Genomic DNA, 25582 nt, shown 5'->3' with positions numbered 1-25582 from the left:
TCCGATTTCTTCCTCTTTCGATCCCCTTTCGATGACGATGTTTTTTTATTTTTCGCGTTTAATGAAAGATTATTTACGTTTTCATTTACGTTTTCAGTTTCTTTTTTCACTTTTGGGGGCTTTCTCGTTCGATTTTCGTTCATAAATACCTCCCCTATCGACTCCATGATACGAAAAAGCAAACGTTCATTCCCAAGCAAAGAAAAAGAGGACCCGTGATGGGTCCTCCTCTAGGTGCTGCATGCTTATTATGCCGGATCTGAAGAAATTCGAATGCAGCGGTTCTCAAACTTCTTGTAGGCATCAAAATAAAGCTCATCCTTGTCGCCTTTATAGGTGCACTCATAGTACATGCCGTCCGGTCGAGGCGTCGAAAGCAGCGCCTTCTGATTCTGCAACGTTTTACAATACCAGACGACATACACGTCATCCATATCCATCATCGGTACATGGTCCGTCACATCCGTATGCTTATTTGTGTACTCTGCCACCTCGCTTTTGCATACATCGATAAATTCCTTACTTGTCATTTTGCTTCTTCCTCCGTTTTTTCGTTGTTCATCTTCTTCAGTTCGTCCAGCTCCTCCGCGGATGGTGAGAGGGTGTCGAACGTAAATGTGTTGGTTTCTGTGTCTGAGCTCGTCCAGATGTCCTTCCCAATCGCAGACTTCCACTCCTCCGAGGTCACCTCTACAGATCCGCCCCGCCAATCGATCAGCAGCCAAAGAAGAGCCTGCTGGTTTACAAGCATCGTCTGCAGAGCCCGGATCTGCCCCTTCTTCGTGTCGTTCATCTTCTTCAGCTGCTCCACGAGTTTCTTCTCGTAGCGGAGCTCATTCTTATACCACTCAAGATTTTCTTTCAGGGTCTTCACGAGGCCCTTTCCCTTTTTCGGTTTTACGGCTTTAGCCATCGTTTTCATCCTCCTCTTCCAGTTCCCACGTGATGTGTCTACACAGTGAGCACTTATAAAATTTGTCGGTGCAATATTTTTTCATGTAGTCGTCCCGGTCGGCCTTATTCGTGAACAGTACCTGTGTCCGCACGTCCCCATCCATCGACGGCAGCTTCTCGCAGCTTATCGATGGCGTGGATCCGCATCGATTGTAGCTATGGCTCACGTAAAACGGGCACTTCACCTTTATCGCCATCGAGTTCCAGTCGTTCTTCGTCATTTCTCTACTCATGCTGTCCTCCCTCTTATGTGCTGTAGCGTATGAATGAATACTCCTGGAACGGGAAACCGAAACTGTCAAATCCGGTTTCGACGGAGTCTTTATCGAGTACATAGCCCTGCTCGCGGAGGCGATCCGGGACGGTCGGCTCCTCACGCCAGGACGAAGCGTTTACGACTTCTGTCCGCTCGACCGGATGCTCCAGGTTCCGGCTGCAGGTATAGCGCTGGCGGAACGGGTTCGCAGGATCATCAAATGTCTTCTTCGTCTCCTTCACGAAATACTCTGCGAGGCCCTGGAAGTCCCGGTTTTCGTAGAGCGGCGTCATGTGCTTTCCGCCATGTGGCCACATCTTCTGCAGGAGCTTTCCGATTCCTTCGATCCCGTTCATCACAAGATGATGGTGGATCGCATGATTATGGTATTCGGTGACCGCGATCCACTTAAACGGCTTCCCATGTTTCTTGTAATAATCCCGCATCTTCCGGATGAACCGTTGAAGACATACCTTCGCCGTCTCCGGATCCGGGCGATTCTCTTCGCTATAGGTCAGGACCACGTGCCAGTCATCGGATGTGAAGTTCCCGATCATGAGCCTTGTCAACTTCTTTATCGCCATCTTCTCGTTATTCCGCTTCACCTGCTCCGGGGTAGGCTTTATTCTCTCTCCCCGCTTAGCAGATGATGCATAGGTACGCATAGAGTGATACTTCCGAACATCTATTCTATTTCCGAATCTCCATGTCTTCTTCAGGTACATGATGATCACTCCTACGCATTGTCGTAAAGTTAATGGCTATAACAAGTTTCATGGGATGCCCGTCGGCATCCCATCCGGCAGCGCCGGGAAACGTTTCTTCTGGTCCTTTTCCTATTAGGTAGAGACTAGATCGCGAAAATATTCATGATGATGAGATAGACGCAGCTGAAAATCGCAAGCACGAGTGACAGCAGCGTCACGAAGAGCCTCGCCCTGGTTCTCGCCTTCATCGCCTGGTCTAAGAGGATCATCATGGTGTAGGTGCTCACAGACCCAATGAAAACTCCGAGCATGATTCTTCCGATAATCATAAGTTTGTTCTCCTGCTGCTAGTCGCTGATGATCCAGTCCTCAGACAGCATATCTGCCTGCGAGGCAAGCCATCCTACCTGGACTCCCTGCGTTCCTACAAATGCGATCGCTCTTTTTCCCATCGTGTCATGGGTAGCGTTTATCACGCGCCCATCAATCGTAAACGAAAGATCCGTGACCAGCACAAGGTACTGATCCTTTCCATTCCATCCTTCGCGTTTAATGTGTGCTCCTCTTTTCAGAGCTTCGAGTGCTTTTCCGAATGTCATCGTATTCCTCCGTATCTTTCAAAATTTCTTCCCATTTTCTAAGAAGATCGCGAAACTCTTCTATCTTTTCACGATCTTCCGAACGAGTTTCGCTTCAATCGCCGCTTTCACTTCCTCCACGGCGTCAAGTGCAGCTGAATACCCTACGCCGTACCGGTTAAGTTTCTCTGCGATCCACTTCGGAGATCGCTTCTGGCCTAGAAACATTTCGATCTCGTCCCGATAGATCTCCGCGATGCCGGCCTTCTCAGTTTCCGTCGCCGGCTTCACTTCCGGTGCTGCTGCAGTTTTCGTTTCCGGGGCAGCAGCCTTCTCCATAGATCCTGCTGCTTGATTCACTGTATATTCTGTTACCTTCGGCGCTGGTGTCAGGTCCTTCCCTGGCGTCTTCCAGTGCATCATGAAATCTGTTACCGCCTGGAAGCAGCTTTCGCAGAAGTCCATACCGTCCATCTCGCCCTCAACCGGCGTGATCGTCGGATGATCGCCCGCTGCATCCCGCACCTCCTTCACGGAGAACCGCTTCGGAACATTCCGAATCTCCGCCCCGCAGCGGTCGCATAATACAATTACTTTTCTCAAAGCCTTCTCCTTTCGTAGACAAAGCCATGCTGCCGGAGATGATGCCGGCAGCGGTAAAAGCAGATGCCAGAGGATCGCTGATCCGCAAGCATGCACGCGTACCAACCCACGCGCGGGTTTTATTTATTCTTGTCGCGCTCTTTTTTCCAGCGCGTAAGAATCCTCTTTGGCAGCTTCGCTTCTCCACGAAGCGCTGCTGTCACCATGTCCCATTCGAGACACCATTTCGCCCGTGCATCCGTGTCGCTTCTGAACGGGTCCTGTTTCTCCGGTCCCTTCTTCACCATACCTTCAGCCTCCCGATGCCATTCTCCCAGACGACGCGGGAGGAGCGGATCCGAAGGAGTTCACGGCGATGACGGCGGAGCTCCTGCCGCCGCTTCTCGCCCTGGAAACTCGTGTAGGCGATCGATCCGATGAAGCCTGCGATGAGAACGCTCCACGAAGCGCCTGCTGCCGGTACGTTCCCTTTTCCAATGCAGACGGCCCCCATGATGGCGACCATGCCCATGAAGAGCATTACCGCATGGATGAGGTCCCAGAGGTACGAGAGCGTGATCCTGCGCGCGATGCGCTCTAAATTCTTATTTCTCTTTCGGTTCTTCATAGATCCTCCTACACGACTCTTACTTCGAAGTCTTCTTTATGTGATATACCGGCGAGGCGCAGCGCCTCCAGTACGGCCTCGTTCTTATTCTCTGCTACGACCGAGAACAGGCGCATGTACTCATACTGTGGGGTGATCGTGCCCGGGATGAGCCCTCGTGAGACAGACACGATAAAGCTCTTAGTCCGGTTCATACAGTTTCCTCACAATCTCCTGGAGCTCCTCACGGGTGACACCGAGATACTTCGCGAAGCGCGTCTTAAATATCCGGTAGTTCGTCCGCTGACAGGATTTATCACATACGCCAGGGATGACGCCGTCCTCGATCTTCGCCCGGATCCATCCCTCTGACGCCACGAGGATCCGTGCTGCTGCCTTCACAGACAGGCACTCGCAGCCAGGATCCATATCGGTTACGCATGCTGATCTTTTCATTCCGGCATCTCCTCTCTTTTTGACAGAACCTCCAGGATCTTCGCAACCTGGGGACCGGTGAAGTTCTGCTGCGACGATTCAAACATCGCCTTGATCTTATAGAAGCGGTACATCTTCACTTCATCGAGATTTAAGCTTCCGTCCTGGAGATGCGCGAACTCATCGTCGATCAGAGTATCGCAGAGCTCCTCATAAAATGCTTCAAACTTTTCCTTTCTCATACGTCGCCTCCATAGATTGCAAGATGGACAAGTTTCTTTATCTGTTCCCCGTTAAACACGCGGCCCGAGTCCTCGACCACCTCCAGCATGTAGCTAAGTCGATAGCCGGCTGCCCCGTAGATCGAGCCGTCCGCTATCCCGATCGAGTCGAGATCCGGCCTCAACCGGTCATAGAAATCACGAAATCTTTCTTTTCTCATAGTTCCTTCCTTCTCCGTGCAGTCCATCTACCCGCCGCGCAAATGGTTTTACCGCCAGCCAGGCGGGTCTATATTTTTTCAGGAGATTCTTAAATCACGACGGGTGGATCGGCTGCACGGAGGATGACTAAGCGAGCGCGTTTTTCAGTTCCTCTGTTCCCTCTCGAGCTCCAGCATTTTGTCAAACAGCCTTCCCAGTCGTTCCCTCTTTTCCGCGTCGTTTACCGTGCCTGCCTGCATGCAGAGATCCGCGAGCTCCAGTGCCCGCTTAAGCTCTTTCTTTGCGTCAGCGGCCTTTGCCACCGCAACGGTCATCGAGAGGCACATCTCCGCATGGTCCACGTTTCCAGGCAGTGTGATCAGTCCCCATTTCGCCTCTTCTAATGCGATCTCAGAGATCTCCTTTTTGGCCTCCGTGATCATCGCTGCCGCCTTCGCCAGTGCTTCCATTTTCTCCTTCGTCATACTCTTTCTCCTTCTTTCTGAAACCGCGCGAGCCCTCCGCTCTCCACGAACTCCATGCACTCCCGCTTCGTCCGGAACTCCCGGAAGAGCCCGTTCTCTGCCTCGGCGAAATACTTCTTCGCGATCCAGTAGCCTTTCTTATGAGCATACGGGACGCGGAAGTTGCAGCGTGTGATCGTCACGCCTGGAAAATCCTCGCAGTGAAACCGCATCATGGATCCACCGATCGCGTCGAAGCTTTCACCCGCCATCATCCATTTGAATTTCTTCATGCTCTCCTCCTACCATTTTCGTGAGGTCACGAAAATGGTCCGCTTACTCCTTCACCGTCTTGCTGTCGACCAGGACTTCCCACGAAGCACTCCGGCCATCCCGGTAGATCCGCCGCCCGCAGACCGGGCAGTTCACGGTTCCGTTCTGGTAGTCCGCAAGCTTATCTCGATCCAGGTACACATGCATTCCGCAGGACGGGCACGCAAAACCGTACATCGTGAGAAACCCCGTCTCCTGCGTTGGCACGAAGCCGCCGAATCTGGTCTTCATGTCCATCAGGCTCTCCTCTTCCTGCAATTTCTTGTCGAGTTTCTCCCGGTACGCCTGGTAGCGCTTGCCCTGTCCGTACCACTCCTCGGCGTCTTCCATCTTTTCGACGATCGCCGCACGCTCCAGCCTCGTTTTCGAGATCTCTCTATTGAGCATCGCGATGATCCGTTCCTTTGCCTTGTCAATCTTGTTCATGATTCTTCCTCGTCCTCTGCCATCACGAGCGTACCCGGCATCGCCGTGCTCTGAATAAACTTCACGCAGTCATTAAGGCTTTCGAGCTCTACCTCGGTTCCATCCTCCATTCGCACATAGCGGCGCTTTATGTCGGCGCCTATGAAGCTGTCATAATTTAGGACCTCTACGATCTGTTCCTTTGGGTACCCTGCCAGTCTGCATACGATGGTCATTCCGATTTGACCTTGTCGGTGGTTTAATAAACTCTATGTTCTCGAAGAAATTGTGCCAATCTTCTTTAGCCATCGCATGTTCTCCTTCCTTCGGCCAATGCCAGCTGCTCCGCCTTGATGGCCTTCTCAAGCCGCTTCGCCTTGATAGCCTTCTCAAGCTTTCCTCTCTCCACGAATCTTTTCGCGGCGATCGGGCCGCCGAAGACCTTCTTATACCCGGAGTCTCTATCCTCGACGATAAAGTCGTGCTGCCAGATCGAGCCCTGGTAGATCTCGATGCCCCTCTGTTCAAGCTCCGTGATCGTCACGCCCGGGAAATCCTCGCAGGCATATCGGTAGGTGTGGCTGCTGTCTTCGTGCGATTCGCTGATCCGTTTCCATTCGTAGTTCTTCATCGGTTCCTCTCTCCTTCGGCCAATGCCGGCTGCCCCGCCTTGATGGCCTTCTCGAGCTGCCCGCTCTCAACAAACGCCTTCGCTTCCCTGAGCGTTCTGAACTCCTTTGCGAGGAATCCCAAAGGCGTTTCTATAGCAAAACTGCGATACAGCCATCTACCGTTGTCATATGTATGCGGAATGTATACCGCATTGCTGTATACGAAAACGCCAGGGAAATCTTCGCATGTGTATTGGATACTCTTTCCACCATCCTCGAATACTTCTGTACTCGTCTTTACCCATAAATGTTTCATGTCCTTGTCTCCTTGTTCACGTAGCCCACGCTTCCGCCAATGCCGGCTGTTCCATCAGAAGTTCCAGCCGTCCTTCTTCATCTCCTCGTAGCTGTCGTATCCGTACTTCCACGCTACGATGTCCTGGTAATCCTCCAGCGGAATCAGTCCCATGTTTGTCTCTACCATCTCTCCGGTTGTGTTCATTACGATTCTCCTTTCTCTATCGCCAATGCTGGCTGCGATGCTCTGATGGCCGGTGCTGGGTGGATTAGACCTGCTGTACCTCTTATAAAATTGCACTACGCAATTTCCTGGGCAAAAAAATAGCTTGCAAATTGTTCTGGCTCAATATTAAGGAGCTTGCAAATCTTTTCTGCTTCTTTCAAGCTCATCGGGCGCACATTGTTTATCTTCTGATTAGCTGTCGCAGTTGCTATTCCCAAGCACTCTGCGAAGTCTTTTTGGCTCAGACCGAGTTCAACGAGCCGTGCTTTCATTTTTCTTGTATTTATCATTGCCTTGCCTCCTTTATCTGAAATTTAGCACTATGCAAAATCACTGTCAATAGCATTACGCAATATTTTTTGCCGTTCATGCACTTATGTATTGCGCATTGCAAATTTACATCATATAATCGTTCCGAAAGGAGGTCCACTATGACAAACATCGACATTGGCAAGCGTATTGAAAGTGTTCGCGAGGAACAGCACTATTCTTTAGATGAAGTAGCGTCACGAATTGGAGTCGCCGCATCTACTGTTCAGAGATACGAGAAAGGTAAAATCGCTACCATAAAGTTGCCGGTTATTGAAGCCATTGCAAAATGTCTCGGAGTAAACCCGGCGTGGTTGATTGGTAAATCAGACGTCAAAGTTCTCCCAAAGCCAGTTTCCGCAGAAATCAGCACCGTCGAAATTGAATTGTTGGAAGCGTACCGTGACGCCAACGAGCACATCCAGTACGCCGTACGGAAGCTGCTGGATCTTAGTAATTAAGAATTTTTTGTAAGTTTAAAGGAGAGTATTTATGAAAAAGGTTCTTTGCTTTTTTACGCTTGCTTTATTTTTTGGAGCATTTAATTCCGCATTTCTTTTCCTGCTTGTACTTATCGGGAAGGCCATGCCTTTTTTAGCTAAGTATGATTTGTTTTGGTCGCTGCCATCATTGCTTTCGATGATTGTGACGCTTGAGATAGTCGGTAAATTATTCGTTCCTCAAATCATGGCTACACCTATGAAAGTATTAGGCGCTCTGATGGCGGTCACCAATTTTATCGATCTTATAGTCCTGGTTACTGGCGGGGATTCCGTGAACGGTTATCGCTCGGTCATGCTCATTATTATCGGTATCTGTTTCATTCGTTGGTCTAAAGATTACAAAAATGGGGAGACGTTTTAACTAGCAATTTTGTCCATCACATTAATTTAGTCGAAGCTTAGTCTTAGAAAGGAGCACGAAATGTTAATCAACTGCCCTGAATGCGGGCATCAGATTTCAGATCAGGCGTATGCGTGCCCGTACTGCGGGATGCCAATGCAGCAGAGATCGAGCGTCCCCAGACGCTCGGCTCCTGCGATCAGACAGAAGAACATCGCGCTTGACCGCCTCCCGAATGGATACGGGACGATCCGGAAGCTCTCCGGCAGGCGGACCCGGCCATATGCCGCCTTCGTGAATCCTCGCCGCATCGTGAACGACGAGAACCGGAAGTCGCACTACCAGTACGATCTTCTCGGCACGTACCCATCGCGGGCGCTTGCGATGGAGGCGCTCCTTGATTACCGGCGGAACTCTTATAACATTAAAGACGCGAAGCTTACCTTCGCGGAGGTTTATAAGCGCTGGAGCGAAGTATATTTTAAGCTGCCTAAGATCGCCCCGAACACGGTCAATGCCTATAAGACTGCCTACCGGAACAGCGTGCAGCTTTACGGCATGATCTTTCGTGAGATCCGGAAGCCGGATATGCAGCGGATCCTTGACGATGGCCGCGGTCGGAGCTCCGCGATCCAGCTCACGACCCTCTGGCACCAGATGTACATTTACGCACGGGAATATGAAATCTGCTCGAAGGACTACACGGAGTTCCTTGATACGAAGCATATCGCAGTGACGGATCCACACGTGCACCGGAGACTTACGCCTGACGAAGTAGAAGCCCTCTTCAAGTACGCGGAGAAAGGGCTCTTCCCTTCCGTCTATGCGATGCTGATCGGGACCGGCTGCCGCATCAACGAGCTCCTGACGTTAAAACGAGAGAACGTGCATTTAGAGGAAGGTTATATCGAGATCATCTCCTCGAAAACGAAGGCCGGCATGAGAATCATCCCGATCCACCCGCGGATCCGAAAGTACATTGAAGCGTGGATGAACGACGAGTCCGGTTCCCAGTACCTCATTCACGGGAACCGTAACAACCACGTCGGGTACTCGAACTTCAAGGATAACTACATGGCCCGCTGCAAGTCCCTCCTCGGTATCGACTTTAAGCCGCACGACTGCCGGTATACGCTCGCTTCCCTCATGAAGCAGTGCGAGGTCGACGAGTACGCCAGGAAGAAGATCCTCGGACATACGATCCCGTCTATTGATGTGACCAATGCCGTCTATACAGAGATGCCGCTCGAGTGGTTTGCGGCTGAGATGGCGAAGGTCGACTTTTTTTACCGTTAATTTGTTATTAGTTTGTTACTAGTTTGTTACTACCAAGCACGATTTTCACACTTTTTCGAAGGTTCTAAGCACATTAAAAATGGCGTAAATACGTGGGTTTTCCACGTATCTACGCCTACATGTCAATATACACAAAAGATCGAGGTCTTCGTGATTTTAATTCTTCCTTCTTTCAGCAATTTGCCCACAGCACGCTTGAAAGCGGCCTTTGACATGCCGAAATCCCGCATAATTTCGTCAGGTTGAACAGTTTTATCGGTGTAAGGTACATGTCCTTCGAACTTTTCCGTCAGGATCGCGAGAACCTCATCGGCATTTCGCTCATAATGATAGGTCTTAATTTGATCATTCTGTATAACCGTCGCCTCTTCGTGCTTCTTTGTATACATCGTGGCGGCGAGACGCTGGCTGTGATCGACGTACAGATAGACCTCGACCTGGTCGCCGGCCTTAATCTCGTGGCGCATCTCGTGGTATGGCAGAAGCACATCACGCTCGAGTCCGATGTCCACGAACGCACCGATCTTCGTCACATCCTTTACGAGCACCTTCGCGATATCGCCGACCTGCATGAGCGGCTTTCGGGTCGTCGCAATCAGACGGTCACTCGAATCCTTGTACACAAACACGGAGAGCTCATCTCCGATCGTCTTCCCTGCCGGCACCTGCTTCTTCGGAAGCAGCACCGAAGCACCCTCACTGTCTGCGAGGTACACACCGAAGTCCTTCTCTCGCGCGATCTTCAGTGTCTGGATCTTTCCTAATTCAATCATGTTTTTCCTCTTCTTTCTATTACGTACAGGCTGTCCGCATGCCGCGGTACGCCCTTTTTTTATACTGTATTTCAGGCCAATGTCTCCATCGGCATGCCGCCCGTTCAGCTGCGGATAAACTCTACATTACAGTAGACCTCGCCGGCAGGGCTCTGGAGGCTGACGATCAGCCCGCCGTCTGGTGACGATCCATATTTCGGAAGCATTGTATCCCCGAGCACGGCCGCCTTACGATACTCTGCGCGGATGCGACCAGCGTGAAAACGCTCTTTTCCACCGGCTGCCTCGGTGAGCACCTCGTCGGCGATCGCGATGTACTGTGCGTTGTTGACGTGATGATTACTGTCGATGTGATGCGGCTGCACGAGGATCGGTGCGGCTTCCGTGAGCACTTCCGGTTCCGTGATCTTTCGCTCGCTGGCCGGGAGCGCCAGCACATCCCGCATCTCGCCGAACGGCGTCAGCATATCCTCGGTGATTTTCGCAGGACGCATACGCTCGGTGTCATAGCAGAACCAGAGGCTGTCGGCGCGCAGGATGTAGGCACCGGCTTCGTCCTTGATCCAGAAGTTACGGTGTGCCAGCACGCCGCGGAAGGCATGCGGGCAGGTGCCGATCGTGAGGCGCTCACAGAGCTTCGGCATGCGCTCGATATAGATGTCCCAGTAGCTAAGCAGCCAGGCGCGCTTCATCTCCCGCAGATAATCGACCGTGAGGCCGACCTCCGTCGAGTGGAAGGTACTGCAGTCCTGCAGGTAATTCACGACCGAAAGTATCGTCGCCTGCTCATGCTCGTCTGTCTCGGAATAGCGGACCCGCTCGTTAAATTCGTACATGCGTTACTCTCCTTCTGTGCTGTTGTATGGAACTGTCTTCGCTTCGTCTGTGCCTGCAGTGCAGCCATCATGTGGCTGGACTGCGTCTGTGCCCTCTGGCTGCTCTGTGTGTTCGAGATCCTCCGTAGCACGTGCCCGTGCTTCGGCGTCCTCCTCGGCGGAGTGCGTGTGCATGTACGGCTTATCGAGCTGGATGATGCAGCGCACATCCGGATTCTCGATCTGCATCCGGTTCTGGATGCCGTGCAGGAGCTGGTTTTCTTCTTCCTTCGTCAGGTTCCATGGTGTGATGAGATCGAACACCAGGTAGATGAGCTTCTGCGTCTGCGCACCGTTGCTGCCCGCGACGAAGCTGTGCTTCGTATGCTTCTCTTTTGCGAGCTGCGCGACGTCGGAGCTGTGCCGGATACGGAAATCGTGGAAGCTGCTCTCCGGGGAGAGCTCGGCGAGGATGTTCGCCAGCATTGCCCTGTAAAAGCGGGTCTCATCGTCGTTATGAATCGGGTCCATGTGAATCACCAGGTGGACGCCGAGCTGTGTTTCGCAGTCATGCTCGATCCGGTCGATGAGGTCATGGGCGCTTTCGATGTCGCTGCGGCCGTCCACCTCGGCATGGATGGTGGCCATGTACTGGTTCGGACCGTAGTTATGGACGATCAGGTCATGACTTCCGAGGATGCCCGGATAGCGCTCGACGAAATCGATGATGGTATAAAAGAGCTCCGGATCGATGGAGTCGCCGATCAGCGGTGCCAGGGTCTCCCGTGCGATGCCGACACCGTTCCAGAGGACGATCAGGGAGACGAGGAGGCCGACATAGGCATCGATGTTCCGGTCGAAGAAATGGAAAATCAGGAGGGACGCGAAGGTCGTCGCGGTCGTGAGGATATCCATGAAGGCATCCTGGCTCGACGCACGGTAGATGTTCGAGTCGATTTTCTCTGCGACGCGACGGTAGAACAGCGCGAGGTCGAGCTTCGCCAGCATGGAAACGAGCAGGATCACGGCGGCATAGATGCTGTAGTGCATTATCTCCGGATGCAGGATCTTCTGAAAGGAATCCTGCAGGGAGCTGAGGCCGACGTTCAGTACCAGGATCGAGACGATGAAGGCCGCGATGTACTCGATGCGCCCGTGCCCGAAGGGGTGATCCTCGTCGGCTTTCTTTCCGGCCATCTTCGAGCCGACCACGGAGATCACGGAGCTGCCGGCGTCGGACAGGTTGTTAAAGCCATCGGCCATGATCGACACGGAGTTGATGATGATGCCGATGGAAATTTTAAATACAAAAAGGAGCAGGTTGCATACGATTCCCGTCAGACCTGCTCTCTCAGATATTTTCGTTCGTTCAGTATGTTCGTTCATATTCGCCTCTGTTAACTCATCCAACAGACTCTTGTTACGGCTGATGTCACCGCCCTGTGCTCACCCGGCGCTGTGCGATCGCACGACACGGATCTGTGCACTGCTGCCCTTCAGCGGGCCTCAGGATACATAAAACACCTGTGAGCGTTTTAGAATCATAAACGCTCACAGGTGTTTCGTCAAGTGAATTATCTGTGGCACGGTCAATCGGGTAATCTTCGTACTGTTCCGCCGAGCCACGCCTTGACTTAACTACGTTTGAACAGTAACATCTTCGACGTTTAGCTGTTCAGCTCTGCCGGATCGATCTGAAAGCCCTCCAGCTTCGAGGTGCAATGCGGGCAGCGGGTCGCCTTCACGTCGATCTCCGACATGCAGTACGGGCAGATCTTCGTGGTCGGAGCAGCTGGTGTCGGCTCCGCCTTCGGCTTCCGCAGGTGGTTGATCTCCTTCACGAAGAGGAAGACCACCAGTGCCATCACGAGGAAGGAAATCAGCTCGGTGAGGAAGGCACCATACGCGAATACTGCGCCCTGCTCGACCGCCTCGCTGTAGATCTTCGTGGTCTGTCCGGCGAGCGGGATGAACATGTTGGTGAAATCCAGCTTTCCGGTGAAGATGGACAGGATCGGCATGAAGAGATTGTCGACGACGGACTTCACAAGTGAGGTGAAGGCCGAGCCGATGATCATGCCGACCGCCAGATCGACCATGTTGCCCTTGATGGCAAACTCCTTAAACTCCTGTATAAAACGCTTCATATTTTCCCCCTGCGTCCGGAAGGACGGTTTCAACGTGGTTTACAGTTCTAAGATCAGTATATCAGTGCGCCGTCTGCGCCGACATAGTGTGTGCCGGTGTAGTCCGAGAAAATCAGGTTCTTATCCATGAAGCCGTTTGCACCGATGTGGTAGAGCTTGCCGGAATCCACGATCCACTTGCTGAAGACCGGTGCGCCGTTTACGAGGTAAACGTGGCCGATGCCCCAGTCGGTGATGACACCGTTCGTGAGGAAGTCACCGCTGGTGCTGGTCGACTGAGTTGCCGGTGCGCTGGTGCCGCTAGGACCTGCACTCGGTGTGCCCGGGATACCCGGTGTGCCTGCAGTGCCCGGTGTCGGGATGGAAGAACCAGGTGTGTTATTTGTATTTACACCACTGTTGGTTGCAGCGGTGGAAGAAAGCTTCTTCATCGTATCTTCATCGATCTCGTAAAAATCGGACTCGGATTCAGAGAGCTCACCGGTCGACTTTCCATCCTCATCTTTACTCTTTGACTTCGCCTTGATCTTAAAGGTGTAGTCACCGGTCTTGCCATACTTCTTGATCTGCTGTGTGAGCTCGACCGACCCCTTGGTGGTTGTGGTGTCCACGGAAATACCGGTCTTCTTGTCATCACGGGTTACGGTGATGGTTGCTCTGCAGCTGTCGTCGGACGCATCCCAGGTGGCATAGATATGAATCTTGCCGTTGGCGTCCTCCTGTACATCCCAGTCTGCACCACCGATCTCGTAGTCCTTGGACTTGTCCTTGTCGCTGTCTGCATAGGCAGTGATCTGACCGAGTACGGCACCGGCTGGTGTCGAGGTCGCGACAACAGCGGCCATCATGATTGCGCTTAACTTACGTAATTTCATACTTTTTCCTCCATGGCGTCCATGTATTTTTGTGGGTTCGTCCCACTTTTTCGTATACTCTTATGTTAGCTTTTCAGAGGACAGATGGCAAGGAACATATTCAGTTCTTTTTCTTACAAAAAAATCCCAAGACCTTGATAACCAAAGTTCTGGGATCTTTCGCAGCGCTACCAGGATTCGAACCTGGGAATGACGGAATCAGAATCCGTTGCCTTACCACTTGGCGACAGCGCTATGTGTTTGTGTCGCTCGCTTCAAGCGACTCGTATATAGTACCTGACTTTAAAACATTTGTCAACAACTAATTTTAAAATTTTTCGGGGCCCCGGAGGGGCCCGTAGGAGGTATAGTTCAGCCAGGGTCCCCGGCTTAGATTTTACCGGTCTCGGAGTATTGTGCCTCCGTTGCCGCCCCTCCGGGTCCCCTTAGCTGAACACTTATGCTTTCGTATAGTTCAGGAAGCCATCCGTGTACTCCTGGTGCCCGTCTGCGTCGATCCACATAGCTTCGAGGTCCTCGACCCGGAAGTCAGCACCGAGGGGACTGCTGCCCTCGCGGATGGACTGGATCAGTGCCTTGCCATCCTCGACCGGCATCATAAAGAGCGCGGTCGACAGAGCGTCGGCGAGGCCGGAATCCTCGGTCAGAATTGATACACTGCGATGATACTTCGCCGGATACAGGGTATCCGGATCGATGATGTGATGATAGCGCTGACCGTTCACGACGAAATAGCGCTCATAATCACCGGAGGTGACGAGGGAGCGTCCATCGAGGTAGCAGACGATCGCGTACTGGTCGCCGGTCTGGCTGTCGCGGTATTCCGGACTCTCCACCGGGCAGACCCACTTCGCGCCATCGCCTTTGATACCGATCGCACGCACATTACCGCCGAGGTTCAGGAGGAAGTTTTCCGAACCCTCATTCTGAATCAGCTTTGCAGCATTTTCCGTCGCATATCCCTTGCCGATGCCGCCGACGTCCAGGCTCATCTCCGGGTCCTTCAGGTAGATAGTGCCGGCTGCGTCGTCGATGATGACATCCTCGATGTTTGTATGCTTCACGGCTTCCTCCAGTGCGGCCTGATCCGGCAGCTCAGCGTGTGCCGGATCTTCGATCCCGGCTTCCCGCTTGTCATGCCAGAGATGCAGCACTGCGCCGTAGGCGATATTGACCCTGCCATCGGTGAGGGTGTAGACCTCCTTGCCCCATTTTATGAGGGAAAGGAGATCCGGATCGACCTTTACCGGCTGAATGCCGGCGTTGTCATTGACGGTTTTCAGGTTGTTGATGCCCTCGTAGTCGTTATAGATGTCGTAGAGCCTATGCTCCTTCAGGAGCTGTGCGTGGGAGCTCTCATAACACTTCTGGAAATCCGCTTCACTCTTCTCGAAGCCGATCTCCATCGAGACGGTGTCGAAGACATCCAGGAACTGCTTGTTGTAGCGCTCGAGCTTCGTCGCGCGGCTGCAGCCCGGCAGGCTGCAGGCCAGTGTGAGGCCGGCGCAGAGAAGCGCCAGCATTTGCTTCAGTTTTATGTTTCTCAATCGATGTTCTCTCTTTCGAAGGATGTAGGCGTAACGGTGCCGGCAGGGGGCCGCTCCCTGCCGGCACTGTTACGTGTACGCGGGAGGGGCTGTATGCGTTTCACTGCCGCTCTCTTTCGGATCGTGGGCAGCTGGAGACATTGGCCTCTGCTGCAGCTTAGAGCCGAGCATTCAGTATAGGGATGCGGGCGCCTTCTGTCAATGCCGGATGATCTTCCGAATCACGGAGAGGACGAGGCCGACGCCGCCGGCCATGAGGATCATCGCGCGGTTCACGACGAGGCGGGTGGAGGCGATGGCGAGGCCCACGATGACGGGCTGCGCAGATTCCATGATCGGGCTCAGGAGCAGGGCGATCACCTCCACGAGGAGCAGGAGGATGAAGGCGGTCATGCCGCGCCCGGTATCAATCGTTTCCAGCGTGCCGTAGCGCACATATTTCTTTCTGGAGAGCATCCAGAAGAGGGAGATCAGGCTGAACAGCGTGATGCTCGCGAAAACCGAGATGAAGGTGATTTCGGCGACATTGTGGTCCGTGATCATCGACTCGATCGGGCCGAGGGCGTTCAGGTTTTCGAGCGCCGGTACGACCATGAGAAGATACAGGAGGATCAGTGCGGCCACAGAGAAGAGCTGCAGGACACGGTTCACGCCCATGAGCATGCGGTCGCGGATGCCGCCATCGACTGGGCCATCCTCCTCTTCGTCGCCGTACGCTGTGTCACGGAAATAGGCGTCCTCTTCTTTCTCTTCTTGGTTCGGAAGTGGATTCGCATGGCGGTTTCGTACGCTGCCTGGTCGTCCGGTGGACGGCTCTGCCGCGAAATCAGAAGCAGCGCGCGGTGTGGAAGGCCGTGTGCTGCCGGAAGAGGCCATGTCTGCCGTGGAAGATGCGGTGTCAGCCACCGGGATCGTGATGGTCGTGGCGTTCAGCGTGGAGCCGGTGGACATGGACGGCTGCGTCTGTTCGGGCATGTCCAGCACGGGCTGCTGGGCTGTGTCGGTCGGCATGTAGGATGGGCTCAGAAGATGCGCGGCTTCGCTGTGCTTTGAGAACCAGTCCACGGCGTAGCTGCAGCTCGGATATGCTTTCAGCTGATTTCGCTCGAGGCAGGTGATGAGCCGCGCCATGAGCTTCCCGGCGAGCCCCCGACCACGCAGACTCTCATCGACATAGGTATGGGTGATTTCGACCGTCCCCGGCTCCTCTTCCATCGCCGGGAAATCGATCTCTGCCAGTGCCTGCTCTTCGTCATCCACCAGCACGATGCGGTTTTTATAGGTTCTGAATTCCATATTCACCTCCGATAATTGACAGTATTATAGCATAGACGCAAAAAAAGGCCACCGCCTGTGCGATGACCTTCTTTCTCTTTTTCTGATCTGCAGTACGTCGTTTCTTCGATGAAGTGAGGCATGTCGCAACTCAGAGCTTCTTCAGCATCGCGAGGATGTCTTCCTTCGGGCAGTAGCCGATCGACTGGTCGATCATCTTTCCGTCCTGAATCAGCGCCAGCATCGGGATGCTGGAAACATTGAAGCGCATCGCGAGATCCATTTGCTCGTCGACATTGACCTTTCCTACCTTCAGCGTATCCGCATACTCCTCGGCGATCTCATGCACGATCGGAGACAGCATCTTGCACGGTCCGCACCAGTCCGCGTAGAAGTCGATCAGCACCGGCTTCGTAGAGTGAAGCACTTCGGTTTCGAAATTTGTTGCAGTGATTTTAAGCTCAGCCATACAGGCTCCTTTCTCTTTTTGGCCCTGCCGGTGGATGTGGCGGGCGTGGTCGTTTATGTGTTTCGCCAATGTTGTCAGCCGGATCGTTCGTCACTGGACGGAGAGCGCCTGGCTGCTCGACGCATCGCGCACTCAGTCCTTCAGTGATTTGTAGTACAGCATGCAGTGACAGAAACCCTCATAGTTTGGGTCGGCGATCTGGTCCTTAAATTCCTTACACATGCACTTCGTCTCTTCCGTACGCTCGAGGCGGCATGGACAGTAGCCACCAGTGCGCTTCAGACCTTCACGGACGGTATTCACCACATCCTGATCCAGATTCAGTTCTATTTTCATGTTTCTCACCTCGTCTTTCTGCTGGATGATGGCGGGTGCTTATGGAAAAACATCCGGTGCCGTGAAAGCACCGGATGTGTAGCTTCGCTGGCTCTTTCGGAGGCTTACGATGGCGTTTCGGCTGCGATTTCGTTAAGCCTTCCAGAGGCTGTGGAGGTTACAGTAGGCGTAGACCGCCTCCACCTCGTCGCCCGCACAGAGTGCGAAGTCTGCGACCGGCTTCTCGCCCGGATGCAGTTCCTTATGCTGATAGCCCTGCTTCGTAAAGACGGAGATCCACTCGATGTAGTGCTCCGGCAGCATCGGATGCTCCACAGAGCCGACCTGTACATGCACGATCCCGTTCTCTACGCTCCATACCGGAACATGCTTCTCCCGTGCACCGTCACTGGTGCCGGCGATGAGCTCCGTCATCGGCTCGCCGCAGCAGACCACCGGGACGCCGCTGTCCTTTGCTTTTAAGACGATGTTTCCACAATGCTTACAAATATAATACTTCTGCTCCATGTTACGATCTCCTTTCTTCGTAGTGTTGAGTTTATGATCATGGCGATGGTCTTCTGCTCCCACCGTCGTGTACGTTTATGCTTATGGCGATGCTCTTCTGTACTCACCGTCGTGTGCGTTCATCCTTCGATGAGGTCACATTCTGCCAGTGTTCGCCCGGATAAACGTACAGTGCTATGAAACATAGCGGATCAATAGTTCTCTGCGTGCACCTCGAAATAGCTCTGCGGGTGGTTGCAGGTCGGGCAGACCTCCGGGGCCTTCTCGCCGATGACGATGTGTCCGCAGTTGCGGCACTCCCAGACCTTGACCTCGCTCTTCGCGAAGACCTCGGCCATCTCGACGTTATGCAGCAGTGCGCGATAGCGCTCCTCGTGATGCTTTTCAATCGCGGCTACGAGGCGGAAGCGGTGAGCGAGCTCAGGGAAGCCCTCTTCCTCTGCGGTCTTCGCGAAGCCCTCATACATATCGGTCCACTCGTAGTTCTCACCCTCGGCGGCTGCCTTCAGGTTCTCAGCGGTGTCCCCGATGCCGTTCAGCTCCTTGAACCACAGCTTCGCATGTTCCTTCTCGTTGTCCGCCGTCTTCAGGAACAGCGCAGCGATCTGCTCGTAGCCGTCCTTCTTCGCCTTCGAAGCGAAGTAGGTGTACTTATTGCGTGCCTGCGATTCGCCGGCGAATGCCTCCATCAGATTCTTCTCGGTTTGTGTGCCTGCATACTTATTCTTTTCCATCACATATCTCCTTTCGTGCTTTAATCATATCATCATTATACCAGCTTCGCAAAAGGCCGGCGCAGGCCGGCCTCAGAGTTTATAAAAACTTTCGAATTCATGGCTCATTATTAAACAGCGTGTTCAGATTCATAGCTGTCTGAAAATAGGGGCAACTAAAATCTCTTGTGTCCTTGACAAGGGGACTATTCATACGCCGCAATTTGCAGTACTGCAACTTACCGCCTATACAGTTTTTGCGTATGTGCATTCCCAATTACGGCTTACGCTTCGGATACGCGCTTATCTGCAAACGCTCTGTGTTCTCTTAGCTTGCGAGATCGGCATCAGTGGCAGCCGTGATTGCCGCAGCCGTGACTGCCACAGCTGTGTTCGCCCTCGCCGTGCTTGTGATCATGGTGGTTACAGTGCACATCCGGGTTATAGCCGAGATTTCCAGCGATGAGTGCATTGACCGCTGCATCTGCGTCCCCGCTGACCCCACCGAAAAGACGGATACCGACCTCGGCGAGTGCCATTTGTGCACCACCACCGATGCCGCCACAGATCAGTGCATCGACACCGAGCTGCATCAGGAAGCCTGCCAGTGCGCCGTGGCCACTGCCGTTCGTATCCACTACTTCTGCACGAACGATTTCGCCGTTTGCGACATCGTAGATCTTAAACTGTGCGGTATGTCCGAAGTGCTGGAAAATCTGTCCGTTTTCATAGGTTACTGCAATTCTCATGATGATATTTCCTTTATGATCACTGGTTAAACCAGAGGTACAGCAAGTGCCGGATTTACCCGCGCTGCCGCATTCGCTTCCAACATCTGGCGTTTCGCTGATGTCATCCTGGCCTGCTTGAGATCCACGAGACGGATGACCTCGTACTCATCGAGCGTCAGCAGAATCGGAGCGCTCTCTGCCACATTGCATGGGCAGAATCGCTCCACCCTGGGCGCACTGCAGATTCGACGGCATCAGGGCGGTCTCGGCATCGCTGTATCCTCCTTTATTTCCGGTATATACCGATTATGCGCAATCAGAAGGGAAAAGTCAATCCGCGAATCGAATATTGACAAGCACGCTGTTTTTTTGTATTATAATTTGGTCCTGCCGGTATGGCGGAATAGGCAGACGCTCAGGACTTAAAATCCTGTGACCAGTGATGGTCGTGTCGGTTCGACCCCGACTACCGGCATTAGAGGATGGTTCGAGAGATCCATCCTCTAGTGTTATAAAATGGAGATGTACCCAAGTGGCCGAAGGGGGCGCACTCGAAATGCGCTAGGCCGGTTAAACGGCGCCAGGGTTCAAATCCCTGCATCTCCGCTCAATGAAAAGCCTGAAACCGATGGAATGAAGGATTCCATCGGTTTCAGGCTTTTTTGCGTCGGAATATACACATAAAGGCCGTTTTTTGGTTTTTGCAGAGATATTCGTATACATAATTTTTAAAATGATCCTTGCGTGTACAGTTAGATTAAAACTATAGTTTCAGCCGGGTGATTTCCTCACCCGGCTGAGCTGTTACTGCGAATCACGCGGCGGTTTCTGCGATCGGCCCCGCTTCCGTCGTCTGTGGCGGCGCGACCGGTCCGACCTCCGGGCCGGCATTTTCCGTTTCCTTTACGGATGTGCCACCGTTATGTCGATCAGACGAATCGTTCTGATCAGAGCTGTCCGCTTTTCCGGAGGAAGTATGCTTATCCGAAGACACATTCGTATCCGAGTTGCCATTTGAACCACCGTTTCCGAACGAGGTGTTCTTATCGGAAGCCTCCGGCTCGTTCGAATGCTCGTCCTTCTTCGATTCCTCGCCCTTCGAAAGCTCCTCGATGGTGCTCTCTTCTTCCGTCGTCTGGTCGTTCGCCGTCACTTCGGTGGATTCAAGCGCAGATTCGCTCTCTGCTGCCGCGGCGGTTTCCGGTGCCGGCGTTTCCACAGCCGCAGCCGGATTCTGACCACTGTTTCCGGACTTTCCGCTGTCACCGCTGTTCGCGGCTGCCTCTGCTGCCTTCGTCACACCGGTGCCGCCACCGATCTTCGGGATGTCTGCATTCGGCAGCTCCCCGATGCCGGTCTTCTTCTGGATGTGCGCGGAGATCTCCTGCACCTTCGCACTCGGTGTGTAGCCGGCCGCATCATCGCCATACAGGAACGGGTGCAGCTGCGCTACGTTCGATACGAGCGTCGCCGGCACGACGACATTCATCTTTCCGACGTTTGTGGTATCACGTGAGAACGGGAAGCCGACAGCGTTCTGAATCGTATACTTCTTCACGGTCTTCGCGATATCCAGGATATCATCCGCGCCGATACTCGTCTGGATGTCCGGCATGACCTCCATCGCCGTCGCCACCAGCGTCTTCTTGCTGGCAGCCTTTGCCTTCTGCATCGCGAGCTCCAGCACCTTCCGCTGACGCGCCGTACGGTTGAAATCGGTATCCATGAGACGAAGACGCGCATACGCGACGGCCTGTACACCATCGAGATGGTTCATGCCGCTGTGCTCGAGCTGCACGGAGCCAAGCCCCGTACCCTGCACCGTCTCCGTGATAAACGCATTGATATACGCAAATTCTTTATCGCTGATATCGAGATCGACGCCACCGAGCACATTGAGGCCCTCGGCGACCGCCTTCCAGTTGAAGGTCACATAATCATCGATGTCGAGATCGAAGTTCCGGTTCAGCGTTGCGATGGCCTGCTTCGGACCACCCTTGAAGTACGCCTCGTTGATCTTATGGTACTTTCCCTCGTCATCGATCTGAAGATACGTATCGCGGTAAACCGACGTGAGGTTGACATCCCCCGTCTTTCGGTTGATGCTCGCGAGCATGATAACATCACTGAGCGCCCCCGCACCGAGATTTCCGTCACGCGAATCGACACCAAACACCGCCACCGTCCAGTACGTCGACTGACCGAGCGATTTCACGGCACTGCAGCCGAAGAAGCCGCCAATGATGACGACCAGCACGAGGATACCGGCCATCACACGACGGCCCCAGTTCGCCCTTTTCCTCCCGCGTGCCCGCCGCGGCGCGTTACCGGCCCCGGCAGAAGCATTCGCACGCAGGCCCTGCGCGGTGTTCGACACATCATGATTCATCCGCATATCTCCGACACGCTGTCTCGGCGCGTTCGCTGACATTTCGTCGCTCATCCGCGGATGACCGTTCCGTCTGCCCTGCACACCTGCAACCATCGCATCGTCCATACGACGTCCCTGCGCATTTGTCCGCTCCGCCGTACGGTCATATGCACCGTCCGTGCGATGCGTCTGCCCTGCGCCGCTCATCGAAGAAGCTGCCGCATCCGCATATGCGCTGTCCTCATCCTCCTCGAAGCTCGCCTCGACACGACTCGTCCGGTAGCGAAGCTCCTCCATCCGCTGCTGTGCTGCACGAGACGGCGCTGTCCGCCGAGGCGGACGCGCACCACCCTCACGACGCGGCGCGATATTCGGCACCTCAAGCCCGTCCTGATGATTCTGATGTTCGAAATCCTGATTATTCATATGCATGCATCATCTGCACTGTCCCATAGACAGAAGCGATGATCCTTTCTCCCGCTGTTCCGGGTTTTCTTCTTTTGCTTAATTTATCATCGAGATAGTCGTCAGTTTCTCTTTAGAGGATAACCTACCTGACGATACCTTGTTCCGACGGCATTATAACAGAGCTTAACTTAGAAACAAAGGATATTCACTCGATTGTCATTAGAAATTAATAAAGAATGTCGTGGTGCAGCTTCCGGGAACTGAACTGTCATAAAAAAAGGCCATCGGCGGATGCCGATGGCCTCATCAGAACCTGTTCTGTTGTGCTTTATGCGATGGTTGCTGTGTTGAGAAGCAGCATGCAGAATACCAGTGCGAACACGGCGACGGTCTCAGCGACACCGATCACGACGAAGTAGTTCGCAGTACCCTTACCGGTTGCACCGAGTGCATCCGCAGAAGCAGCGGCTACCTTGCCCTGGAACATAGCGGAGAAGCCGATCGCGATACCACCGAAGATACCGACACCGAGGGACAGTGCAGGATCGATGGTGCCTGCATTGTACGCACTCGCGATGAAGTTCATCAGAAGGAAACCGTAGATGGTCTGTGTCAGCGGTGCGCCGGCAAATGCCGTCATGATGAACGGTGCCTGCTTACCCTGTGCATAGCACTTCTTCCATGCGCCTACAGCGGACTGACCGGCGATACCGGTACCAAATGCGGAACCTAATGCAGAGAGACCAAGTGCTGCTGCCATACCAATAAAAGCGATATTCATAATAATCTCCTTTTTGCTTATCTGAAAAGCTTACTGTTTAATTTTATCGTTTAATCTGAACGGGTTGTACGCGATACCGGTCCACTCCAGTCCTACCTGTCCGGAGAACTCAAGCACGTTCAGACGTACACCATGTACAACGACAGAGAGAATACACATAACGATATTGATGACGTGTCCGATCAGTACGATCACGACGGCAGCAATCATCAAAGGTCCATGTGCAAGACCTGCGGCCATGTTGTTAAAGCTCTGAGCGATCGCGAGTCCCGCCATGCCTACGGCGAAGAGTCGGATGTAGCTCATGATATTACCGAAGCAGCTGATCGTGTTCAGGAAGACGGTAAATGCTCCGCCTAAGCTCGAAGCGATACCTGCGCCGATGCTCTTGCCCGGTGCCATGCCGTTCGTAAAGAGAACCAGTACGAAGCCGATCGCCACCGCTGCAACGACCGGTGTCAGCGGAAGCTGCTCGTGTAATACGAGGTAGAGTGCCAGAAGGTACATGCCACAGATGGTAAATAACCATCCGATATCGGACAGGAAGCTGAGATCCTTCTCTTCCATCTTCTTTTTGACGGCGAGGAGGCTTCCGAGCTCCATCTGCATTGCACCGATGGTGAAGGAGAACTTCATCATGTTGTTCTGCTGCAGTGCGGCCGGTACATCGAAGTACTGCGGATAGTTCGCAAAGCCCGGCAGAACCAGTGCGCGGAGGAACGGAACCTTCATCGCAGATTCCATACCGAACCAGGTACCGGTGATGGCACCCCAGATCACGGTTGAGGTCGACAGTACCAGGAGCAGGAAGCTCGCGGTGTCGATTTTTCCGCTCTTCTTGATCATCACGATGGTGCCGATCAGGAACAGGAGGCCGTAGCCACCGTCTCCGATGATCATCGCGAAGAACAGTGCGAAGAACAGCAGGAACCAGAGTGAGATATCCGTCTCATAGTATCCAGGCAGGATGCCCAGCATATCATAGAGCGGCTTGATCAGCTTGCTGACCTTGTTGTAGCGAAGCTTCGTCGGGATGTGCTCATCCTCAGTGGAAACCTCGTCGATCGCGTATGCCCAGTGATTCTCGCGGGCACCTTCCTTGAACCGGTCGAGATAGATCTCCGGGATGTAACCGGACAGCCATACGAGCTGTGTATCGCCTTCCGCGGTTTCGCTTGCGGAGGAGTACTCCTCTGCGTTCTGCGCGTCGAGCAGCTTCTGATGGAAGCTGTTTTCATGAAGCGCCGCCTTTTGAAGGAGCGCATCACAGGCTGCCTGTGCCTGCTGGCAATCCGCGATATCCTGCTGCAGCTCGGCGAGTCCCTTTTCCGGAAGCGTGAATTCACTCGCGTTATAGCTCATCGGGAGTGTACCGATCACGGCGATGGTGTCTGCCTTATCGACCGATGCGAGACGAAGAACCCGGAGGCTCTCGTCTGCCATGATCGCTGCGCATACATCCTTATCCACACGGTAGAAATGGAGGTCGTAGCCGAGCTTCTGAAGCTCGCGGACATCCTTCGGTGAGAACTGTCCCCATGGCTCGATGCGTTCCATCTCTGTGATGTCGGCGGTGATCTGCTGTGTCAGCTGATCCTTCTTCGCGAGTGCGTTCCGAACCTCCTGGTACAGCTGCTCGAACGCCTCGTCCGAAAGAAGTGCCGGTGCTTCGCCTGCAGCGTCTTTCTTTGTATCCTTGCTTTCCGGCAGATACTCCTGAAGCTTCGAGGAGACACGCGCGAGCTCAGTGAAGCGCTCACTCGCAGCCTGACTCGCCTGCTTCTGCTCTGCCAGATGGAGAAGTCCCAGGGAACGGAGCCCCTCCAGCATGTCATCTTTATGTTCAGCGGTGGTCACGACGTGAACCATTTTCATTTTTTCTATCATCGTCCTGCCTCCACCAGTTTTTTCTTTGCGATCTTGCCGCGTACGACAGCGGCTGTCTGCTGATCACCGAGGTAAACACCGATGATACGGATGTTTTCCTTAGCCTCCGGTATCTTGACCTTCTCGAAGAGGTTTACACGCTGGGATGTGGAACGAAGTTCCTTTTCCAGAAGCTCCACCTGCTTGCGAAGGGTTGAAACCAGCGCATCCAGACGCGCGATCTCACGCAGCTTGATCAGTGCAGTGTCCACCCATAAAGGGTAATCATCCACGTTATAGGAGATGTCCTTGAAGGTCAGCTCCTTGAAGGCCGGGATCTTCACACCGGCGACATTTTCGATACCGGAGATCACCTTGTCCGGCTGTACCAGAGTGTCCAGCTGTTTCTCTGTATCAAACAGCGTGTTCTCTGAGAATACAGCTACCCAGTCATCGAGATCGCCGATCATCTGCTCCCGCTCCACTTCCTTCGCGGCCAGATCGTCCTTCACCTGCATGATGACGGACTGCAGCTGCTGCTTTTTCAGCTGCAGGGTCGGCAGGTAACGCTGATACTCTTTCAGGTGATCTTTCTGCACTTTCTGTTCATTTTTCGTGAGTTTGATCGCCATTGACTGCTCCT

At 53.5% G+C, this 25582-nt stretch carries 41 protein-coding genes and 3 tRNA genes; 5 read left to right on the top strand and 39 right to left on the bottom strand.

Annotated elements, in window-relative coordinates; genetic code table 11:
* Positions 1-248: 248 nt before the first annotated feature.
* From ACTQ52_RS08835 to ACTQ52_RS08735, 21 genes are all read right to left on the bottom strand, one after another.
* Positions 249-530, bottom strand: coding sequence for a DUF6275 family protein (locus tag ACTQ52_RS08835; RefSeq protein WP_441982383.1), 282 nt, complete (start codon positions 528-530; stop codon positions 249-251).
* The gene (locus tag ACTQ52_RS08830; RefSeq protein WP_441982382.1) at positions 527-913 is read right to left on the bottom strand and encodes a hypothetical protein; all 387 of its coding nucleotides are present in this window, start codon (positions 911-913) and stop codon (positions 527-529) included. The genes ACTQ52_RS08835 and ACTQ52_RS08830 overlap by 4 nt, the downstream gene beginning before the upstream one ends.
* Positions 906-1187 (bottom strand): hypothetical protein, encoded by a 282-nt coding sequence (locus ACTQ52_RS08825; protein WP_441982381.1) that lies wholly within the window; start codon positions 1185-1187, stop codon positions 906-908. Before ACTQ52_RS08825 ends, ACTQ52_RS08830 begins: the two co-directional genes overlap by 8 nt.
* Before the next feature lie 13 nt (positions 1188-1200).
* Entirely contained in the window at positions 1201-1935 is a 735-nt protein-coding gene (locus ACTQ52_RS08820; protein ID WP_441982380.1) for a rolling circle replication-associated protein, read from the bottom strand.
* Between the two features lie 125 nt (positions 1936-2060).
* A complete protein-coding gene (locus ACTQ52_RS08815; protein WP_441982379.1) occupies positions 2061-2246 on the bottom strand; it encodes a hypothetical protein in 186 nt (61 codons plus the stop codon).
* Positions 2247-2264: 18 nt separating this feature from the next.
* The gene (locus tag ACTQ52_RS08810; protein WP_441982378.1) at positions 2265-2516 is read right to left on the bottom strand and encodes a DUF2829 domain-containing protein; all 252 of its coding nucleotides are present in this window, start codon (positions 2514-2516) and stop codon (positions 2265-2267) included.
* A 60-nt stretch (positions 2517-2576) separates the two neighbouring features.
* Entirely contained in the window at positions 2577-3098 is a 522-nt protein-coding gene (locus tag ACTQ52_RS08805; protein WP_441982377.1) for a hypothetical protein, read from the bottom strand.
* Positions 3099-3217: 119 nt separating this feature from the next.
* Positions 3218-3385, bottom strand: coding sequence for a hypothetical protein (locus ACTQ52_RS08800; RefSeq protein WP_441982376.1), 168 nt, complete (start codon positions 3383-3385; stop codon positions 3218-3220).
* Entirely contained in the window at positions 3379-3705 is a 327-nt protein-coding gene (locus tag ACTQ52_RS08795; protein ID WP_441982375.1) for a hypothetical protein, read from the bottom strand. The genes ACTQ52_RS08800 and ACTQ52_RS08795 overlap by 7 nt, the downstream gene beginning before the upstream one ends.
* Positions 3706-3713: 8 nt before the next feature.
* Positions 3714-3899 (bottom strand): hypothetical protein, encoded by a 186-nt coding sequence (locus ACTQ52_RS08790; RefSeq protein WP_441982374.1) that lies wholly within the window; start codon positions 3897-3899, stop codon positions 3714-3716.
* A complete protein-coding gene (locus ACTQ52_RS08785; protein ID WP_441982373.1) occupies positions 3886-4140 on the bottom strand; it encodes a hypothetical protein in 255 nt (84 codons plus the stop codon). Before ACTQ52_RS08785 ends, ACTQ52_RS08790 begins: the two co-directional genes overlap by 14 nt.
* A complete protein-coding gene (locus tag ACTQ52_RS08780) occupies positions 4137-4361 on the bottom strand; it encodes a hypothetical protein (protein WP_441982372.1) in 225 nt (74 codons plus the stop codon). The genes ACTQ52_RS08785 and ACTQ52_RS08780 overlap by 4 nt, the downstream gene beginning before the upstream one ends.
* A complete protein-coding gene (locus ACTQ52_RS08775; protein ID WP_441982371.1) occupies positions 4358-4561 on the bottom strand; it encodes a hypothetical protein in 204 nt (67 codons plus the stop codon). The genes ACTQ52_RS08780 and ACTQ52_RS08775 overlap by 4 nt, the downstream gene beginning before the upstream one ends.
* Before the next feature lie 144 nt (positions 4562-4705).
* Complete coding sequence (locus ACTQ52_RS08770) at positions 4706-5026, bottom strand: hypothetical protein (RefSeq protein ID WP_441982370.1); 321 nt, start codon at positions 5024-5026, stop codon at positions 4706-4708.
* A complete protein-coding gene (locus ACTQ52_RS08765) occupies positions 5023-5298 on the bottom strand; it encodes a hypothetical protein (RefSeq protein ID WP_441982369.1) in 276 nt (91 codons plus the stop codon). Before ACTQ52_RS08765 ends, ACTQ52_RS08770 begins: the two co-directional genes overlap by 4 nt.
* Positions 5299-5341: 43 nt before the next feature.
* Entirely contained in the window at positions 5342-5764 is a 423-nt protein-coding gene (locus tag ACTQ52_RS08760) for a hypothetical protein (RefSeq protein ID WP_441982368.1), read from the bottom strand.
* Positions 5761-5979: a hypothetical protein gene (locus ACTQ52_RS08755; RefSeq protein WP_441982367.1), complete on the bottom strand. Its 219-nt coding sequence runs from the start codon at positions 5977-5979 to the stop codon at positions 5761-5763. Before ACTQ52_RS08755 ends, ACTQ52_RS08760 begins: the two co-directional genes overlap by 4 nt.
* Before the next feature lie 65 nt (positions 5980-6044).
* Positions 6045-6374, bottom strand: a complete 330-nt coding sequence (locus tag ACTQ52_RS08750; protein WP_441982366.1) for a hypothetical protein — start codon at positions 6372-6374, stop codon at positions 6045-6047.
* A complete protein-coding gene (locus ACTQ52_RS08745) occupies positions 6371-6670 on the bottom strand; it encodes a hypothetical protein (protein WP_441982365.1) in 300 nt (99 codons plus the stop codon). The genes ACTQ52_RS08750 and ACTQ52_RS08745 overlap by 4 nt, the downstream gene beginning before the upstream one ends.
* Positions 6671-6724: 54 nt before the next feature.
* Positions 6725-6856: a hypothetical protein gene (locus ACTQ52_RS08740; protein ID WP_441982364.1), complete on the bottom strand. Its 132-nt coding sequence runs from the start codon at positions 6854-6856 to the stop codon at positions 6725-6727.
* 95 nt (positions 6857-6951) lie between these two features.
* Entirely contained in the window at positions 6952-7167 is a 216-nt protein-coding gene (locus tag ACTQ52_RS08735; RefSeq protein WP_441982363.1) for a helix-turn-helix domain-containing protein, read from the bottom strand.
* Between the two features lie 141 nt (positions 7168-7308).
* On the opposite strand from ACTQ52_RS08735, the gene ACTQ52_RS08730 reads away from it, so the two are divergent.
* The 3 genes from ACTQ52_RS08730 to ACTQ52_RS08720 are packed head-to-tail and all read left to right on the top strand — an operon-like array spanning position 7309 to position 9325.
* Positions 7309-7647 (top strand): helix-turn-helix domain-containing protein, encoded by a 339-nt coding sequence (locus ACTQ52_RS08730; protein WP_441982362.1) that lies wholly within the window; start codon positions 7309-7311, stop codon positions 7645-7647.
* Positions 7648-7678: 31 nt separating this feature from the next.
* Entirely contained in the window at positions 7679-8050 is a 372-nt protein-coding gene (locus ACTQ52_RS08725) for a hypothetical protein (RefSeq protein WP_441982361.1), read from the top strand.
* Positions 8051-8110: 60 nt separating this feature from the next.
* A complete protein-coding gene (locus ACTQ52_RS08720) occupies positions 8111-9325 on the top strand; it encodes a tyrosine-type recombinase/integrase (RefSeq protein ID WP_441982360.1) in 1215 nt (404 codons plus the stop codon).
* 122 nt (positions 9326-9447) lie between these two features.
* Here ACTQ52_RS08720 and ACTQ52_RS08715 read toward each other — a convergent pair whose 3' ends face one another.
* The 14 genes from ACTQ52_RS08715 to ACTQ52_RS08650 all read right to left on the bottom strand — a co-directional run bounded on the left by ACTQ52_RS08715 (position 9448) and on the right by ACTQ52_RS08650 (position 19740).
* Positions 9448-10098, bottom strand: coding sequence for a S1-like domain-containing RNA-binding protein (locus ACTQ52_RS08715; RefSeq protein WP_441226880.1), 651 nt, complete (start codon positions 10096-10098; stop codon positions 9448-9450).
* A gap of 104 nt (positions 10099-10202) precedes the next feature.
* Positions 10203-10934, bottom strand: coding sequence for an acyl-[acyl-carrier-protein] thioesterase (locus tag ACTQ52_RS08710; protein WP_410043732.1), 732 nt, complete (start codon positions 10932-10934; stop codon positions 10203-10205).
* Between the two features lie 3 nt (positions 10935-10937).
* Positions 10938-12299: a cation diffusion facilitator family transporter gene (locus ACTQ52_RS08705; protein ID WP_441982359.1), complete on the bottom strand. Its 1362-nt coding sequence runs from the start codon at positions 12297-12299 to the stop codon at positions 10938-10940.
* A gap of 281 nt (positions 12300-12580) precedes the next feature.
* Complete coding sequence (gene mscL, locus ACTQ52_RS08700; RefSeq protein ID WP_410043734.1) at positions 12581-13060, bottom strand: large conductance mechanosensitive channel protein MscL; 480 nt, start codon at positions 13058-13060, stop codon at positions 12581-12583.
* Positions 13061-13113: 53 nt separating this feature from the next.
* Entirely contained in the window at positions 13114-13935 is an 822-nt protein-coding gene (locus tag ACTQ52_RS08695) for a hypothetical protein (RefSeq protein ID WP_441982358.1), read from the bottom strand.
* 162 nt (positions 13936-14097) lie between these two features.
* Positions 14098-14169 (bottom strand) — tRNA-Gln (locus ACTQ52_RS08690).
* A gap of 203 nt (positions 14170-14372) precedes the next feature.
* Complete coding sequence (locus ACTQ52_RS08685; protein ID WP_410043736.1) at positions 14373-15482, bottom strand: FAD:protein FMN transferase; 1110 nt, start codon at positions 15480-15482, stop codon at positions 14373-14375.
* A 198-nt stretch (positions 15483-15680) separates the two neighbouring features.
* A complete protein-coding gene (locus ACTQ52_RS08680) occupies positions 15681-16778 on the bottom strand; it encodes a GNAT family N-acetyltransferase (RefSeq protein WP_441982357.1) in 1098 nt (365 codons plus the stop codon).
* A gap of 130 nt (positions 16779-16908) precedes the next feature.
* Complete coding sequence (gene trxA / locus ACTQ52_RS08675) at positions 16909-17226, bottom strand: thioredoxin (protein ID WP_410043738.1); 318 nt, start codon at positions 17224-17226, stop codon at positions 16909-16911.
* Between the two features lie 132 nt (positions 17227-17358).
* Positions 17359-17562 (bottom strand): ferredoxin-thioredoxin reductase catalytic domain-containing protein, encoded by a 204-nt coding sequence (locus ACTQ52_RS08670; protein WP_410043739.1) that lies wholly within the window; start codon positions 17560-17562, stop codon positions 17359-17361.
* A gap of 132 nt (positions 17563-17694) precedes the next feature.
* Positions 17695-18069 carry a desulfoferrodoxin family protein gene (locus tag ACTQ52_RS08665; RefSeq protein WP_410043740.1) on the bottom strand — a complete coding sequence of 125 codons (375 nt, stop codon included), beginning with the start codon at positions 18067-18069 and terminating at the stop codon, positions 17695-17697.
* A gap of 191 nt (positions 18070-18260) precedes the next feature.
* Entirely contained in the window at positions 18261-18803 is a 543-nt protein-coding gene (gene rbr / locus ACTQ52_RS08660) for a rubrerythrin (RefSeq protein ID WP_410043741.1), read from the bottom strand.
* 326 nt (positions 18804-19129) lie between these two features.
* Positions 19130-19531: a NifB/NifX family molybdenum-iron cluster-binding protein gene (locus ACTQ52_RS08655; protein ID WP_441982356.1), complete on the bottom strand. Its 402-nt coding sequence runs from the start codon at positions 19529-19531 to the stop codon at positions 19130-19132.
* Positions 19532-19557: 26 nt separating this feature from the next.
* Positions 19558-19740 (bottom strand): hypothetical protein, encoded by a 183-nt coding sequence (locus tag ACTQ52_RS08650; RefSeq protein WP_441982355.1) that lies wholly within the window; start codon positions 19738-19740, stop codon positions 19558-19560.
* Positions 19741-19902: 162 nt separating this feature from the next.
* Here ACTQ52_RS08650 and ACTQ52_RS08645 point away from each other — a divergent pair.
* Together ACTQ52_RS08645 and ACTQ52_RS08640 are read left to right on the top strand one after the other, a co-directional pair.
* A tRNA-Leu gene (locus ACTQ52_RS08645) sits at positions 19903-19988 on the top strand.
* A 43-nt stretch (positions 19989-20031) separates the two neighbouring features.
* A tRNA-Ser gene (locus tag ACTQ52_RS08640) sits at positions 20032-20119 on the top strand.
* A 208-nt stretch (positions 20120-20327) separates the two neighbouring features.
* On the opposite strand, the gene ACTQ52_RS08635 is transcribed toward ACTQ52_RS08640, so the two are convergent.
* From ACTQ52_RS08635 to ACTQ52_RS08620, 4 genes are all read right to left on the bottom strand, one after another.
* The gene (locus tag ACTQ52_RS08635) at positions 20328-22310 is read right to left on the bottom strand and encodes an LCP family protein (RefSeq protein ID WP_441982354.1); all 1983 of its coding nucleotides are present in this window, start codon (positions 22308-22310) and stop codon (positions 20328-20330) included.
* Between the two features lie 310 nt (positions 22311-22620).
* Positions 22621-23073 carry a V-type ATP synthase subunit K gene (locus ACTQ52_RS08630; protein WP_410043745.1) on the bottom strand — a complete coding sequence of 151 codons (453 nt, stop codon included), beginning with the start codon at positions 23071-23073 and terminating at the stop codon, positions 22621-22623.
* Positions 23074-23103: 30 nt separating this feature from the next.
* Positions 23104-24960: a V-type ATP synthase subunit I gene (locus tag ACTQ52_RS08625; protein ID WP_410043746.1), complete on the bottom strand. Its 1857-nt coding sequence runs from the start codon at positions 24958-24960 to the stop codon at positions 23104-23106.
* Positions 24957-25571: a V-type ATP synthase subunit D gene (locus ACTQ52_RS08620; RefSeq protein WP_410043747.1), complete on the bottom strand. Its 615-nt coding sequence runs from the start codon at positions 25569-25571 to the stop codon at positions 24957-24959. The genes ACTQ52_RS08625 and ACTQ52_RS08620 overlap by 4 nt, the downstream gene beginning before the upstream one ends.
* Positions 25572-25582 lie beyond the last annotated feature (11 nt).

It is taken from the genome of Oribacterium sp. Sow4_G1_1, from assembly GCF_052116105.1.
Classification (GTDB): Bacteria; Bacillota; Clostridia; order Lachnospirales; family Lachnospiraceae; genus Oribacterium.
This window is presented reverse-complemented; position numbering and strand designations above follow the sequence as displayed.